The sequence below is a fragment of the Halomonas sp. BL6 genome, assembly GCF_006228115.1.
Taxonomy (GTDB): Bacteria; Pseudomonadota; Gammaproteobacteria; order Pseudomonadales; family Halomonadaceae; genus Vreelandella; species Vreelandella piezotolerans.
Genome location: NZ_VDGL01000005.1, coordinates 260,430 through 274,142, shown reverse-complemented (window position 1 = coordinate 274,142; position 13,713 = coordinate 260,430). Strand labels below are relative to the sequence as shown.

15 protein-coding genes are annotated in these 13,713 nt (G+C 56.8%); 2 read left to right on the top strand and 13 right to left on the bottom strand.

Translation table 11 applies throughout. The features are described from left to right. Nucleotides 1-7: 7 nt before the first annotated feature. The 3 genes from FHJ80_RS12520 to FHJ80_RS12510 form a co-directional block, all read right to left on the bottom strand. A complete protein-coding gene (locus FHJ80_RS12520) occupies nucleotides 8-1,858 on the bottom strand; it encodes an autotransporter assembly complex family protein (RefSeq protein ID WP_139527578.1) in 1,851 nt (616 codons plus the stop codon). 65 nt (nucleotides 1,859-1,923) lie between these two features. Further along, entirely contained in the window at nucleotides 1,924-2,757 is an 834-nt protein-coding gene (locus FHJ80_RS12515) for a hypothetical protein (RefSeq protein ID WP_139527576.1), read from the bottom strand. Nucleotides 2,758-2,766: 9 nt separating this feature from the next. Then, the gene (locus FHJ80_RS12510) at nucleotides 2,767-4,059 is read right to left on the bottom strand and encodes a nucleotide sugar dehydrogenase (protein WP_139527574.1); all 1,293 of its coding nucleotides are present in this window, start codon (nucleotides 4,057-4,059) and stop codon (nucleotides 2,767-2,769) included. 194 nt (nucleotides 4,060-4,253) lie between these two features. Between FHJ80_RS12510 and ubiG the strand changes: the two genes are divergently transcribed. Both ubiG and FHJ80_RS12500 read left to right on the top strand, forming a co-directional pair. Then, nucleotides 4,254-4,997, top strand: coding sequence for a bifunctional 2-polyprenyl-6-hydroxyphenol methylase/3-demethylubiquinol 3-O-methyltransferase UbiG (ubiG, locus tag FHJ80_RS12505; protein WP_139527572.1), 744 nt, complete (start codon nucleotides 4,254-4,256; stop codon nucleotides 4,995-4,997). Next, nucleotides 4,997-5,671 carry an HAD family hydrolase gene (locus tag FHJ80_RS12500; RefSeq protein ID WP_139527755.1) on the top strand — a complete coding sequence of 225 codons (675 nt, stop codon included), beginning with the start codon at nucleotides 4,997-4,999 and terminating at the stop codon, nucleotides 5,669-5,671. Before ubiG ends, FHJ80_RS12500 begins: the two co-directional genes overlap by 1 nt. Before the next feature lie 12 nt (nucleotides 5,672-5,683). Here the strand turns inward: FHJ80_RS12500 and FHJ80_RS12495 are convergent, their stop codons facing one another. From FHJ80_RS12495 to ruvA, 10 genes are read right to left on the bottom strand one after another with little or no spacing between them, the layout of a single operon-like run. Next, nucleotides 5,684-6,445, bottom strand: a complete 762-nt coding sequence (locus FHJ80_RS12495) for a YciK family oxidoreductase (protein ID WP_139527570.1) — start codon at nucleotides 6,443-6,445, stop codon at nucleotides 5,684-5,686. Between the two features lie 33 nt (nucleotides 6,446-6,478). Further along, the gene (gene ybgF / locus FHJ80_RS12490) at nucleotides 6,479-7,288 is read right to left on the bottom strand and encodes a tol-pal system protein YbgF (protein ID WP_139527568.1); all 810 of its coding nucleotides are present in this window, start codon (nucleotides 7,286-7,288) and stop codon (nucleotides 6,479-6,481) included. A gap of 47 nt (nucleotides 7,289-7,335) precedes the next feature. Next, entirely contained in the window at nucleotides 7,336-7,875 is a 540-nt protein-coding gene (gene pal, locus FHJ80_RS12485; RefSeq protein WP_139527566.1) for a peptidoglycan-associated lipoprotein Pal, read from the bottom strand. Nucleotides 7,876-7,920: 45 nt separating this feature from the next. Then, complete coding sequence (tolB, locus tag FHJ80_RS12480; protein WP_139527564.1) at nucleotides 7,921-9,207, bottom strand: Tol-Pal system beta propeller repeat protein TolB; 1,287 nt, start codon at nucleotides 9,205-9,207, stop codon at nucleotides 7,921-7,923. Beyond that, nucleotides 9,207-10,388: a cell envelope integrity protein TolA gene (tolA, locus tag FHJ80_RS12475; RefSeq protein ID WP_139527562.1), complete on the bottom strand. Its 1,182-nt coding sequence runs from the start codon at nucleotides 10,386-10,388 to the stop codon at nucleotides 9,207-9,209. The genes tolB and tolA overlap by 1 nt, the downstream gene beginning before the upstream one ends. A 13-nt stretch (nucleotides 10,389-10,401) precedes the next feature. Further along, nucleotides 10,402-10,839 carry a protein TolR gene (gene tolR, locus FHJ80_RS12470; protein ID WP_139527561.1) on the bottom strand — a complete coding sequence of 146 codons (438 nt, stop codon included), beginning with the start codon at nucleotides 10,837-10,839 and terminating at the stop codon, nucleotides 10,402-10,404. 11 nt (nucleotides 10,840-10,850) lie between these two features. Further along, entirely contained in the window at nucleotides 10,851-11,546 is a 696-nt protein-coding gene (gene tolQ, locus FHJ80_RS12465) for a protein TolQ (protein WP_139527559.1), read from the bottom strand. 28 nt (nucleotides 11,547-11,574) lie between these two features. Continuing rightward, nucleotides 11,575-11,973, bottom strand: coding sequence for a tol-pal system-associated acyl-CoA thioesterase (gene ybgC / locus FHJ80_RS12460; RefSeq protein ID WP_139527557.1), 399 nt, complete (start codon nucleotides 11,971-11,973; stop codon nucleotides 11,575-11,577). Next, a complete protein-coding gene (ruvB, locus tag FHJ80_RS12455) occupies nucleotides 11,970-13,007 on the bottom strand; it encodes a Holliday junction branch migration DNA helicase RuvB (RefSeq protein ID WP_139527555.1) in 1,038 nt (345 codons plus the stop codon). Before ruvB ends, ybgC begins: the two co-directional genes overlap by 4 nt. Before the next feature lie 51 nt (nucleotides 13,008-13,058). Continuing rightward, the gene (gene ruvA, locus FHJ80_RS12450) at nucleotides 13,059-13,667 is read right to left on the bottom strand and encodes a Holliday junction branch migration protein RuvA (protein ID WP_139527553.1); all 609 of its coding nucleotides are present in this window, start codon (nucleotides 13,665-13,667) and stop codon (nucleotides 13,059-13,061) included. Nucleotides 13,668-13,713 lie beyond the last annotated feature (46 nt).

The following is a 13,713-nucleotide window of genomic DNA, read 5'->3' as shown; positions in this document are numbered from 1 at the left end:
CGCTCTCCTAGAATTCCGGACCGATAGAGAAGTGCACGCGGAAAGCGTCGTCCACATCGAAGGGGTGGGCTATATCGAAGCGAATAGGCCCTACAGGAGAGATCCAGCGAACCCCTACCCCTGCGCCTGTTTTGAGATCATTGGGCCCCCAATTATCGAATGCATCACCGGCATCGATGAAGGTGGCGCCCCACCAGTCTCCGGTCACACGGCGCTGGTACTCAAGCGTCGACGTCAGCATTTGCTGGCCACCGCGTAAACGCCCTTCTGGGTTGCGGGGGGACAAACTCTCGTAGGAGTAGCCACGTACGCTGCGGTCACCGCCGGCAAAGAAACGTAGCGAAGGCGGTAGTTTGTCAAAGTCATCCGTCTCAATGGCCCCTATGCTCAACCGTGCAGAAAAGCGATTATCGTTACCGATCATACGAATCCACTCAGTATCCCCCGTGAGCCGGGTGAATCGCGCATCGGATCCCCAGGCGCGGTCGGAGTATTCGATCGACAGCTGCTGGCGGTCGCCCCATAACGGAAAACGTTGAGGGCGCGTGCGGGTTCTCGACCACTGAATACCGGGATAGAACAGCCAAACTTCGTCTGCCTGACCACCTTGAGTAAAATCTTCATAGGTCGTTCTGAAGTAAAGCGTTTGCACCCAGCGGTTATCGAACTCCCAGCGCCGCGCCACTTCCACCGTGCCTTCTAACGACTGGGTGTCGCTATCATCGACGTTTCGCACGCCGTATTGGAGACGGTAGCTGTCACGTAGGGGATCTTCGAGCGGAATGTTGTACACACCGGTAAACCGCTGCTCTGGAGCAGATACATAGAGATCATGGTTGAGGCTATGGCCAAACCGGTTGATCCAGGGCTGTTGCCACCCAAAGCGGAGACGGGGGCCCACGTCGGTAGCAAAGCCCACACCCACTTCGAATTGGTGTCGATCAGCGGGCTCTACATTGATGTCGATGGGAAGCCGAGTGTCATTGTGGCTGTGAATGCTCAGTGCGCTGGCCAGTGCTGCGCTGCTCAGTCGCGGACGCTGGGGTTGCGATGCCGTCGCTTCGTTCCACCAGGGAGATCCACCGCTGGGAGGAGCGATCGTCAATTCTTGCGCGGTTTCCAAGCGTGGCCTCACAGAAACAGAACTGAACCAACCTGTTTCCGCCAGCCGCTGATTATAGCGGGCTAGCGACTCGGCGAGGTAAGGGTCCCCTGTTTCGAAGGTTTGCATTTCACGTAACCGCTCGGGCTGGATATGGCTGCCCGTGATCAACGTCTCGCCAAACTGATAACGAGGGCCGCTATCGAAGGTCATGTAGAGACGCGCGCTTTCCAAATAAGGACGGACTTCCATTCTGCGGTCGGAGAAGCCCCAGTCGAAATAGCCGCGTTCGATCGCTAACCCAGCGAACTGCGAGCGCAAGTTATCCCATGGAGCATGACGTAAAGGGTCGCCTTCTTTGAGAGGAAAGTCATCTAGCGCTTCTTGGAACGGTGGATCGTCGTTGGCATCTCCATTGAGGGTGATGTCGAGCACTTCGATCGTGACTTGTGGGCCTGGTTCTATGCTTATGGAAATAGGCGTCGCGTTTAGATCCACCGTGACGTCGGGCTCATAGTAGCCATATACGCGCATGGCCTCTTGGGTACGCTGGCGAATTTCCCCCTCTAAACGCGTGTCGGTGTATTGTTCGGCGTCGATAGTTTCCAAGTAAGCACCGATGTTATCGGAGACTTGACCGCTGACACCGCTAATAGCCGCCTCTAACGCCCATGTGGAGGTGGCAACCGATAAAAGTGGCAGTGTCACTACACAGGCCATTTGTTTGGCCGAGGGCCAATGCCGTTGTCTTCCCATACCGTGATATCCCTAACCCCATGACCGGCTGTGTGGCGACTACACTTGACCGCATAAACAGGTACTTAATTTCTCAGCATCTCCATCTGCGCGCTAAAGGCAAGCTGCGCTTGGCGGACCTGCCTGACGTCGCTCTCGAGTGTACTCAAGCGTTGAGACCACTGCTCCTGAAGGGCCGATAGCTCCGCCTGAGTGGCAGATTCATCGACTGATGCAACGGCCGTCACGTCGTTTGATAGCTGAGTCAACTGCTGCTCGACCTCTGCCTGCCAGTTTTGAAACTGTGCCTCTAGTGCTTCTCGGTCGCTGGAAACTTGGCGCTCCATGGAGGTCAGACGCTGCCCCAGAACGTTCTCCAAATGCGCTACTTCTTCGACCAAATTTTGCCGCCCTGAAGTTCCTGCTTGCTCCAATGCATCCAACGAAGAGCGTATCGAGGCGAGCTGGCGGTCGCGTAACTCGGCTTGCTCTTGGACTTGTTCCAACTGTAAAGCGAGTGGCTCCAGTGCTTCATCGGAGACTAGCTCCTCATTATCCGTCAGCAGCCCATAGAGCTCTTCCCGGGTATTGGTGAGCGCAATGGAGAGCTGCTCCTGCTCTTGAAACAGCGTCGTCATTTGAGCTTGTACAAAGGTTAACGCATCCTGAGCATCCGTGTCACCTGAGTCCAGCCTGGCGTGTAGATTAGAGACTTCACCACTAACGCGATGTACTTCGCCCAGCAGCCGTTCTCTCTCGTACCACAATCCCGCCGCCGCAGCTCCCAAGAGAAGTAGAATCAACACTAACATGAGCCACAGGGGCCAAAGCTTCGGGCCTCTGCGATGACGTAAATGATGCGCCGTCAGGCTTTGATCCACATCGGGAACGATACGCTGAGATGAAGTCGCGTCAGACATGATGTTTCCTTAAAGCGTCGTTGGATCGGCGCGGCGCCCAATCCCTCGGTAATGCAGGCCACAGCTCGCCACAAAAGCCGGATCGTAAATGTTACGACCGTCCAAAATAAGCCTTGCGTTGAGGAGACTCGCTAAGCGATGCCAATCGGGGTTCCAGTAGGCCTTCCATTCGGTCACTAACATCAACGCATCCGCATCTTGGCAAGCCAAATAGGGATCTGCGTCGAAAGTCATTAGACCGTCCCGCTGGCCAACGGTAGCGTGCAGCGCATGAGTGGCGGCCGGGTCGTGGAGCTTGACCGTGACGCCCTGTGCCCACAAGGCTTCGAGCAACGTGAGCACCGGCGCGTGGTCGATGCGTGCGGTGCCGGGCTTGAAGGCCGCTCCCCATATCGCCACGGTTTTACCCGCTAGATCGCCTTCGAAGAACCCCCATAGTTTTCTGAACAGAGTCTCTTTCTTCTGCTCATTGATGTCCATGACTTGCTCGAGCAACGCCGAGTAACGTCCGCTAGCGGACTGTACGTCGGCTAGGCGCATCAAATCCCTCGAAAAATTGGGCCCGCCGAAGCCGCAGCCCGGATAGAGGTACTCAAAACCGATACGTGTATCGGCCCCCATTCCCTGGCGAACGTGTTCGACATCGACTCCCAGCGTGTCCGCCAACCCAGCAATCTCATTCATGTAGCTAATACGTGTCGCGAGCATGCCATTGATGGCCAGCTTGGTCAGTTCCGCTGCCCGACAAGGCATACACTGAAACACTTCGCTACGACGGTTGAAAGCGCGCAGTAGCTCTCGAGTCACCTGTTCGCCCTTGGCGTCATCACAACCCAGCAGCCAGCGCATGGGCCGCGTAAACGATTGCCATGCACGTCCTTCCTCTAATGTATCAGGCAGGGCAACACGACTATGCTGCTGCCCCATGAGAGAGTGCAGCCGTTCCGTCTCGCCTACCGGGAACGTCGAGTTATTGACCAATACTGCCCCACTGTAGGCGTCGAACATGCCGTGCCCGAGAAGCGTGCTGGCCGCTTGTCGCTGGCTAGGAGAGAGCCCTAGCCAAACAACATCGGGCGTCTTACACATCTCCGGGGCGTCGATGACACGTAAGTTACCAGCAGCCATGGCCTGTTCGATATGCCCCATGAGAGAAGGCTCGCGCCGCAGCCAATCTGCATTGACCAGAGTGGACCACGGAACGCTGTCGTGGAGCAGCCAATCTACACGGTGTCCGACCCAGGCCAGGGCGGCCGCCGCCGTGGCCGCGCTGAGCTCACTTCCATGCAGCAGTACCTTCATCAGCGGCTCTCCTTATCCGATAAGCGCCGGTAAAATAAAGTGTTAGGCCTCATGCTGCGTTCCTTTCCATGCGTTCCACGCCAGGAGTGGTTAGAATAACCATCATACTCAACGTAAGAGTGGATGGCACCTCGCCTAACAATGGCCAAGGGCGCATCGACTACTCACCATTCATCGCTGATAGGGGTTACACCATGCCAGAGACACTTCAGGATAGCACTACTGGGCGCCACCAAGACAACGTCGACGCCGCAGAAGTTGCGAAATTTGAAGCACTTGCCAGTCGCTGGTGGGATCCAAACAGTGAATTCAAACCGCTCCACGATATCAATCCACTGCGACTTGATTTTATCGATGCCAGAGCGGGGCTTGCCGGAAAAAAGGTCTTAGACGTTGGCTGCGGTGGCGGCATTCTGAGTGAAGCGATGGCCCATCGAGGTGCCCATGTGACGGGTATCGACCTGGGCGAAGCACCGCTTGGCGTTGCCCGCTTGCATGCTGAAGAAAGTGGGGTCGAGGTCGATTATCGCCATGTTAGCGTCGAAGGCTTAGCAGCCGAACAGCCTGGTCATTACGATGTGGTGACCTGCATGGAGATGCTGGAGCACGTCCCTGATCCTGCTTCGGTCATTCGTGCCTGTAGCGTACTGGTGCGTCCCGGTGGTTATGTGTTTTTCTCTACGTTGAACAGAACACCAAAATCCTACGCGTTTGCCATTGTAGGCGCAGAGTACGTGCTCAAATTATTGCCCCGCGGCACTCACGATTACTCGAAATTCATCCGCCCTTCTGAGATGGCCCAATGGGCACGCTCGTCAGCGCTAGAAGTACGCGAACAAACAGGGCTGACGTATAACCCCATTACGCGTCATTATCGCTTGGTGCCCCACGATGTGTCGGTTAACTATATGATGTATTGCCGTAAAGTGAGCGAATGATGACGTCAGCTACTCCCCCCATTGCGATTCTATTCGACTTGGACGGCACGCTGGTCGACACCGCACCGGATCTCGCGGCGGCGACGAATGCACTGCGTGCGCATCACGGTTTAGATCCTTTGCCGTTTCACGTCATACGCGCCCAAGTCTCGAATGGCGGCAGCGCATTGGTGACGTTGGCACTCGGACTGGAGGCGGGTAGTGCTGAGCACGATGCGGCCAGGCAGTTCTTGTTGGATGCGTACGAGCAGGCCTTGGCCGTCGATAGCAGACTGTTCGCTCCCCTAGATGAGTGGTTGATTACCTGGGAGGGGGAAGCACGTAAGTGGGGAATCGTCACCAACAAACCACGCCGCTATACCGAACCATTGATCGAGGCGCTGGCGCTTACCCCGGGGGCTTTGTTGTGTGCTGATGACTTGAGGGTCAAAAAACCAGCGCCTGAACCACTTTGGGAAGCAGCAAAGCGATTGGGCATTCCACCCGAGGCGTGTTGGTACGTCGGCGATCATGTGAGAGACATGGAAGCCGCCAAAGCGGCTGGCATGACCGCCGTGGCCGTGGGCTATGGCTATATCAGTGAAGAGGAGGACTATCAGCAGTGGCCCGCCGACCTATGGTTTGCGACCTGCGCTGAGCTGGTGGCCGCTTTGCACGGCCACCGAACGACTTAAAAAGAGAAACGGTCAGGCGCGTGGCGGCTGGGCATCGAATTTCTGGCCGCTGACGCCTTTACTATCGGGCCCCATGAGCCATAGATATGTTGGCATGATCTCTTCAGGCGTGCGCAGCGTGAAGGGATCTTCTCCAGGGTAAGCGGTACGGCGCATTTGTGTCCGCGTTGCCCCAGGGTTCAACGTATTGACCCGCACGTTGGGCTGCTTATCCAGCTCGTCAGCGAGCACTTCCACAAAGCCTTCCGTTGCAAATTTGGAGACCGAATAGGCTCCCCAGTAAGCGCGGCCCTTCCGCCCTACGCTAGACGACGTAAAAACTACCGAAGCATCATCGGATGCTTGCAGCAACGGCAGCAGCGCCTGTGTCATCCAAATGGGACCATTGATATTGACCTGCATCACCTGTTCCCACAGCTCAGGATTATACTGCTCGAAAGGAGTGATACGGCCCAGCAATCCCGCATTATGCAATAGGCCATCCAAACGCCCGAACTCTTTGTCCAGCGTTTCTGCCATGTCATGGAAGTCCTTGAGGGTCGCGCCTTCGAAGTTGAGCGGAAAAATGGCGGGCTGTGGGCCTCCCGCTGCTTCGATTTCATCATAAACGCGTTCAAGCTTGGCAATCGTGCGCCCTAACAGCACCACGGTAGCCCCATGGCGGGCATAGGCTAATGCCGCCGCGCGACCAATCCCATCTCCCGCACCGGTTACCAACACGACGCGATTTTCGAGCAGATTGGGCGCTGGTTGATAGTCGATTTTACAGCTCATGAGGTTTCCTTGAGGCGTTTCTCTTCACACTTGTTAACCTGCGGATTGGCGTAAGAAATCGTTGGCCAACCCTGCGGCACTGCTTTGCGGATAGTCGTCGCGGACCTGCTCTAACAGTTCACGACTGCGTTGAGCTTCCCCTTGACGTGCTTTGACCAAGCCAAGCTTGTAGAGCGCATCGGGCACTTTGGTACTGCCGCTGTACTGCTCGATGACACGGGTAAACGCTTGGTCTGCAGCGTCCAGCTCACCCTCCGCAGCGTAGAGCTCGCCAAGCCAGTAATGACCGTTCGCGGTCAAGCTGCTATCGGGGTGGTTGGACACAAAGGCCTCGAACGCCGCAATAGCGTCCCCAAATTGGCGGGCTTGTACATGGGCAAAGGCAGCTTGATAGTCGGCCTGGGCATCTTCGGAAACGTTTCGCGAGGAAGGTGCCTGTACGACCTGCTCTGCAGCCTCGGGCTCGACCTCAGGAGTGGCCTGCTCGATTTGACTTGGCGCGCTGCTCATCAAGCGATCTTCGATATCCAGGTATTGCTGCTGCGACTGGTTTCGCAATTGCTCCAATTGATGCCGCAGCTCTTCGATTTGGCCCCGTAGCTGCTGGATTTCCTGCTGATGTTCCTGCACTTGATTGAACAGCACCAGATTGCCACCCGATGCTTCTTGCCGCTGCGTTTGCTGATAAAAGCCGCTGGAAGAACCAGAAGAGAGATCTTGCACGAGGGGCTGTTGTGCCAACGCTGTACCGGACAAAAATGATAAGGGCAATACGGAAAGCGGGAGCGCCAGGGCTCCCGCACCGCACAGCCTCTCAACATAGCGCTTGAGACTGTGATTCATATTAGCTCCGAGCGATGCGATTGGCGTGCCTGCACACGCCAATACGATCAGTAGTTAAAGACGACGCGACGGTTCTGCGAGTAAGCACTTTCGTTTTGGCCGCTCGCTGCCGGACGCTCTTCACCGTAGCTAACTACGCTCATTTGTGACGGAGAAACGCCCTGAATGTTCAGGAAGCGCTGCACGGCGCCGGCACGACGCTCGCCTAGTGCCATGTTGTATTCACGAGTACCACGTTCGTCGGTGTGGCCGTGCAAAACCACACGGGCATTCGGGTTGGCACGCAGGTAGCGCGCATGCGCCATCACGACGGATTCATACTCGCTCTTGATCGTGTCACGATCGTAATCGAAGTAGATCGTACGCACTTCAGGAATGCGCGAATCGGCCTGCTGGCCAGCGCCTGAACCCGATGTTGAACCATACTGACCACCTGTGCCCACACCCGACGTGTTAGCACCCATACTGCTGCCATCCTGGCTTCCGTACGAGTCACCGTCCTGGGTTCCGCCGGTGCTGGAACAGCCAGCGATCACTACGATAGATAACGCGACTGCCAATGAGCGAGCCAACGGCTTAAGTTGCATAATCAGACTCCTTGCCTGAAAACAGAGATTAGTGCTGTTCATCTATTAATTTAAGAAAGGCGACCACGCAGGGTCACGTACATCACCTTGTGCTGCGGGCAACCTAAATGACGAGCGGCCATCGGCTGAAACGGCACTTAGTACTCCGCTATTACCCTGTTGGGTAGCGAAGATTACCATGGTCCCGTTCGGTGCAACACTAGGAGATTCATCTCTTGTGGATTCGCTCAACACCACCAAGCGACCGCCATCAAGATTTTGCTTGGCCACTTGGAAACCGCGGCTCGAACGGTGAATCATAAAGATCTCTTCACCGTCAGGTGAAAAGCGTGCACGGGCGTTATAGTTACCCGTGAAGGTCAATCGGTTGGTCTCTCCACTACCCAGCGAGGTTTGATAGATTTGTGGGCCGCCGCTGCGATCGGAGGTAAAAATCAAGCTGCGACCATCCGGAGACCAAGCGGGTTCGGTGTCGATACTATTGCTTTGAGTGATACGCTCCAAAGAACGACTGGCCACGTCCAGCACGTAAATTTCCGGCTGACCGTCTTTAGAAAGTGACATGGCGATACGGCGGCCATCGGGAGACCACGTCGGTGCGCCATTGATGCCGTCGAACGAGGTGGCTTGAACGCGCTGGCCTGTATTGACGTCCTGGATGTAAATAGATGGCTTGCCAGTCTCGAACGAGACGTAAGCGAGTTTGCGGCCATCCGGAGACCATGCCGGTGACATGATCGGCTGATCGGATGTCAATACTTGCTGACTGCGGCGGCCATCGGCATCGGCAACGTACAGGCCAAACTGCATGTTGTCGCCCAGCCCCTGAGCCGTCACATAGGCAATGCGCGTCGAAAATGCACCGCGAATATCCGTAATGGCTTCGAAGATTTGATCGCTGATGTAGTGCGCTGCGCCGCGAAGATCGTTACTGCTCGCCGTGACGGTTTCACTGATCATGGGGCGCTGGCCACTAATGTCGACCAAATCGAACTGTAACTCATACCCCCCACCTGTTTGCTGGGCACGCCCCACGACGAGGTAGCGAACGTCCAGCGACCTCCAGGTGCCAAACTCGACGTCCGACGCTTGGCTGGGACGGTCAAACATGGCGCTACGCTCGAGCGGTGCGAAAAAACCGCTACGCTCGAGGTCGTCTTGCACGATTTGAGCAACGTCCTCGGGTAAGCCTTCGTTGCCTGCAAAGGGAACGACGCCAATGGGCAGCGCTTGATCACTGCCGCGGGTAATTTCAATGGTTAGATTGGCACTTGCTACGCTGCTGATCAGTAGCAGTACGCAAAAGAGCCACACTTTGCTTAACGTTTGCATCAGCGAACATCCCCCGGGGTAAATCGCAGATTAAATTGACGTAAAGTACGCTGCTGCTCCGCTGGCAAGTCACGTAACTCGCTGAACGGGGCAGCATGCTCGACCGCTTGCATGGCCGAACGATCAAATGCACTGTCGCCGCTGGAGGCGGCCACAGAAGTCGCTAACAGCTCACCCGATGGGCCAAGCCGTACTTGTATCGTAGCACTCATCGAATCACTCGCAGCGGGCGGAATCAGCCACGCCTGCTCAACGGCACGGCGCACGATGTTGATGAAGCTGTTCGCTGCTTGCTGTGCTTGCTGAGCATTGGCAGCCGCCTCTGCTTCTCCAGCGAGCTGGCGCTGCATAGCGGCTTCTGCCGCCTCTGCGGCGCGACGCTCTTCGGCTTCCCGTTGGCGCTGGGCTTCTGCCTCACGCGCGCGCTGCTCCTCTGCTTCTCGTTGGCGACGAGCCTCCTCTTCGCGCTGACGCTCCGCCTCTGCCTCCCGAGCACGTTGCGCTTCGGCTTCTTCACGTGCGCGCTGCTCTTCGGCTTCGCGCTGACGTCTAGCCTCCTCTTCGCGAGCACGCTGCTCTTCCGCCTCGCGCTGACGTTGAGCTTCTTCCTCGCGTTGGCGCTGTTCCTCGGCCTCACGCTGACGCTGAGCCTCCGCTTCCGCTCGTGCACGCTCTGCTTCCACCTCTCGCTGACGCTGGGCTTCTGCTTCTTCGCGAGCACGCTGCGCTTCGGCTTCGCGAGCCTGAGCTTCGGCTGCCTGCTGTTCGGCCAACCGTTCAGCCTCTTCAGCACGACGCTGCGCCTCGGCTTCGGCCTCTGCTTGCGCTTGTTCGAGGGCGCGGGCTTGTTCAGCCGCTTCGGCCTCCGCTTGTCGCTGGGCTTCGGCGGCGGCCTGCTCCTCTGCAGAGGGCTCTTCGCTGGGCGGTTCTGGATCGGGCGTTTCAGGCTCAGTGGCACTGTTCATAGCCGCCTGCTGCTCGGTGACTTGCTGAGCCTGATCGGTAAACGTTTCCGTGCTCACGAACGTCGCTTGTACGATCGAAGAGGAGTCAGGCTCGGCCGTCATACTGGGTAGCTTTATCAAGCTAAACACGATGACGAGCAGGTGCACGGCAATGGCCAAAATCGTCGGCCACGTATAGCCAACGTCTTGAGGGTCACGCGGTGGTTTCACAGCCATGTGCGACTCGCCCTTAACCATCTTGCGGCGGCTCGGAAAGCAGCCCCACGTTGGCGACACCCGAGCGCTGCAGCGTGCTCATCAGAAGAACGATCTGGCCATAGGGTACATTGCGGTCACCCCTCACCATGACCGGTGTTCCCGGGCGGCGTTGCAGAATGGCCACGACCCTTTCCGACATCTCGTCGAGCGTCACGGCCGTCGAGTCCTCACCCAACGTAATGAAGTAGCCGCCCTCTCGATCGACTGAGATGATGATCGGGTCATTATCTTCCTGAGTCTCAATAGGCTCGGAGGTGACCTGTGGAAGGTCGACCTGCACACCCTGCGTCAGCATAGGAGCGGTAATCATAAAGATGACCAACAGCACGAGCATGACGTCGATGAAGGGGACGACATTGATTTCCCCCATCGGCTTGCTTTTGCCACTACGATTGAACGGACCTTGCATGGCAGACTCCCTTAACCAGCGCTAGGTTTGCCGTCACGCCCTTGCAGATTACGATGCAAAATGGCGTGAAACTCCTCAGCAAAGTCTTCGTATTTGCCCAGTAGGCGGGACGCATTGTTGGAGAGACGGTTATAAAAAATAACGGCGGGAATCGCAGCGAAGAGCCCCATGGCGGTGGCAATCAGCGCCTCTGCAATCCAGGGGGCCACCGTGGCGAGCGTGGCTTGTTGCGTCATGGAGAGCGACTGGAACGACCCCATGATGCCCCACACCGTGCCAAATAGGCCGATATAGGGACTGGCAGAGGCGACCGTTGCCAAGAACACGAGATGCTGAGTCAGACGATCCTCTTCCCGCGACCAGGCAACGCGCATGCTGCGTTGAACGCCTTCGAGTACGGTGTCAGCACTGCGAGTCTTGGGCATCAAGCGATTGAACTCACGAAAACCAGCTTGAAAAATATGCTCTGCGCCGTGCCGAGGATCGTCCGCAGGAATCTCACGGTAGAGTTCGTTCAAGTCAACGCCAGACCAAAACGACTCTTCGAACTGGTTGTACTCCTGCTTGGCTCGTCGTAGCGCGATACTGCGCTGAAAAATCACCACCCACGAGAGAATTGACCCCACCACGAGCAGCAACATGACCAGCTGTACGACCGTGCTGGCGCTCATTATCAAGTGGGGAATGGACATGGCGTTATCGTTCACAGTTGCCCTCTTCAATCAATTAGTGTCGTTATCGACGGGATACGGTGTTAAGTGATGATGGCCACGCTTTGGGGCGCAGTGTTGCTGCGTGCAAGCAGGCTATCTCGACTGTGGCAGAGCACAAGAGTTCCTTTTCACGAAAAACCTGCTGCGCGAACGTCATTCGGCAGCGTCCCTGCTCCGCGATGCTGGCCGTCACCGTGAGCGCCTCATCTAACCGGGCCGGTTTGGCATAGTGACAGGCCATGCGGTATACCACTAGCTGCGTACCTTCGTCTAGCAGCGTTTGCTGGTCGAGGCCTAAATCTCTCAACCACTCACTGCGTGCACGCTCCATAAACTTCAAGTAGTTAACGTAGTAGACAATTCCCCCCGCGTCAGTATCTTCCATATAAACCCGCACGGGGATGCTAAATGTTTCGCTCATGGTCGACGCTCTCCCTCGGCATTGATCGAATGCTCGTGGGGCACGCGGTCGAAGTGCAACCAAGCTTGGCGGGTAACCACGCGTCCCCTGGGGGTACGCATCATTAGGCCTTGCTGAATCAAATACGGCTCGATAACGTCTTCGATGGTATCGCGCTCTTCGCCAATGGCGGCAGACAGTGAGTCGACCCCGACCGGACCGCCATCGAACTTGTCGATCATGGCCAGCAGCAGGCGTCGGTCCATATGATCCAACCCGTGATGATCGACGTTTAGCATATTGAGTGCCGCATCGGCGAGCGTCACGTCCACCACGCCGTCGCCCTTGATGTCGGCGTAGTCGCGTACCCTGCGCAGCAACCGATTGGCAATACGAGGCGTCCCACGAGAGCGCCGGGCGACTTCGATGGCCCCTTCACGGCTGGTTTCCACGCCAAGCAAACGGGCGGAGCGCGCGACGATTTCGGTTAGCTCTTCGAGGTTATAAAATTCGAGGCGTTGCACGATGCCAAAGCGGTCGCGTAGCGGAGACGTGAGCAGTCCTGCTCGTGTCGTGGCACCTACCAGTGTGAACTTTGGGAGATCCAGCTTGATGGATCGCGCTGCGGGGCCTTCACCGATCATGATATCGAGTTGAAAATCCTCCATCGCCGGATACAGAACTTCCTCTACCACGGGAGAGAGGCGGTGGATTTCATCGATGAACAGCACATCGCCAGGCTCGAGATTCGTGAGCATGGCGGCAAGGTCGCCGGCGCGCTCGAGCACCGGACCAGACGTCGATTTCAACCCGACGCCCATTTCGGTGGCAATGATGTTTGCGAGCGTCGTTTTGCCCAACCCTGGCGGGCCGAAGACCAGGGTGTGGTCCAGACTCTCCTCGCGCAGCCGTGCCGCCCCAATGAAAATCTCCAACTGCTCGCGCACCCGTGGCTGGCCAATATAATCCTTGAGGTGCTTGGGACGAATCGCATGGTCGATGCGCACTTCGCCTTGCTCGGGCTCGGCGGCAATTAATCGGTCGTGTTCTAACATAGTGACTCTTCTGAAGTGCTTACCAAGGCGTACTCATGATACCCGTACAGCTCAACCAGACATTCGCTTGGTCAATGCGGCTTTGATGAGGGCTTCGGTGCTCTGGTTCGGATCAACATCGGCGAGCATTTTGGCCGCCTCGGTCAACTTATAACCCAGGCTGACGAGAGCGGCTTCTGCGTCTGCCAAATGGTCTCTAGGCGCGGCTCGTCCACTGGTAGCTTCTAAAGCGAGGGGAGCATGACTGCCCTGCTCCCAATCCGGAAAGCGGTCGCGCATTTCGATGATCAAACGCTCCGCCGTTTTTTTACCCACTCCTGGCAGCTTCGTCAGTGCTTTGCTGTCGTCGTCTCGCACGCAGCGCATAAAAGCGTCTTCATCCATACCGGATAGAATCGCCAAGGCAAGCTTGGGGCCGACGCCGTTGACTTTGATTAGCGCACGAAATAATGCCCGTTCATGCTCGCGTCCAAAGCCATAAAGCAAATGGGCATCGTCACGTATTGTCAGATGGGTATATAGCATCACCTGCTCGCCAGGGGCTGGCAGCGCCACGAAGGTGTTCATTGAGGCTTCGAGCTCGTAACCTACCCCGTGAACGTCAACCACCATCCACGGCGGCTGTTTTTCCAGCAATAAGCCCGTCAAACGTCCAATCATCCTTTGCCTCACAGCCATTCGAAGTAGCGGTCACTATAAAGCTACT

Excerpts from the sequence above, each read along its gene's own strand:
- FHJ80_RS12520 (WP_139527578.1), bottom strand. The coding sequence starts at position 1,858 with ATGGGAAGACAACGGCATTGGCCCTCGGCCAAACAAATGGCCTGTGTA.
- FHJ80_RS12515 (WP_139527576.1), bottom strand. The coding sequence starts at position 2,757 with ATGTCTGACGCGACTTCATCTCAGCGTATCGTTCCCGATGTGGATCAA.
- FHJ80_RS12510 (WP_139527574.1), bottom strand. The coding sequence starts at position 4,059 with ATGAAGGTACTGCTGCATGGAAGTGAGCTCAGCGCGGCCACGGCGGCG.
- ubiG (WP_139527572.1), top strand. The coding sequence starts at position 4,254 with ATGCCAGAGACACTTCAGGATAGCACTACTGGGCGCCACCAAGACAAC.
- FHJ80_RS12500 (WP_139527755.1), top strand. The coding sequence starts at position 4,997 with ATGACGTCAGCTACTCCCCCCATTGCGATTCTATTCGACTTGGACGGC.
- FHJ80_RS12495 (WP_139527570.1), bottom strand. The coding sequence starts at position 6,445 with ATGAGCTGTAAAATCGACTATCAACCAGCGCCCAATCTGCTCGAAAAT.
- ybgF (WP_139527568.1), bottom strand. The coding sequence starts at position 7,288 with ATGAATCACAGTCTCAAGCGCTATGTTGAGAGGCTGTGCGGTGCGGGA.
- pal (WP_139527566.1), bottom strand. The coding sequence starts at position 7,875 with ATGCAACTTAAGCCGTTGGCTCGCTCATTGGCAGTCGCGTTATCTATC.
- tolB (WP_139527564.1), bottom strand. The coding sequence starts at position 9,207 with ATGCAAACGTTAAGCAAAGTGTGGCTCTTTTGCGTACTGCTACTGATC.
- tolA (WP_139527562.1), bottom strand. The coding sequence starts at position 10,388 with ATGGCTGTGAAACCACCGCGTGACCCTCAAGACGTTGGCTATACGTGG.
- tolR (WP_139527561.1), bottom strand. The coding sequence starts at position 10,839 with ATGCAAGGTCCGTTCAATCGTAGTGGCAAAAGCAAGCCGATGGGGGAA.
- ybgC (WP_139527557.1), bottom strand. The coding sequence starts at position 11,973 with ATGAGCGAAACATTTAGCATCCCCGTGCGGGTTTATATGGAAGATACT.
- ruvB (WP_139527555.1), bottom strand. The coding sequence starts at position 13,007 with ATGTTAGAACACGACCGATTAATTGCCGCCGAGCCCGAGCAAGGCGAA.
- ruvA (WP_139527553.1), bottom strand. The coding sequence starts at position 13,667 with ATGATTGGACGTTTGACGGGCTTATTGCTGGAAAAACAGCCGCCGTGG.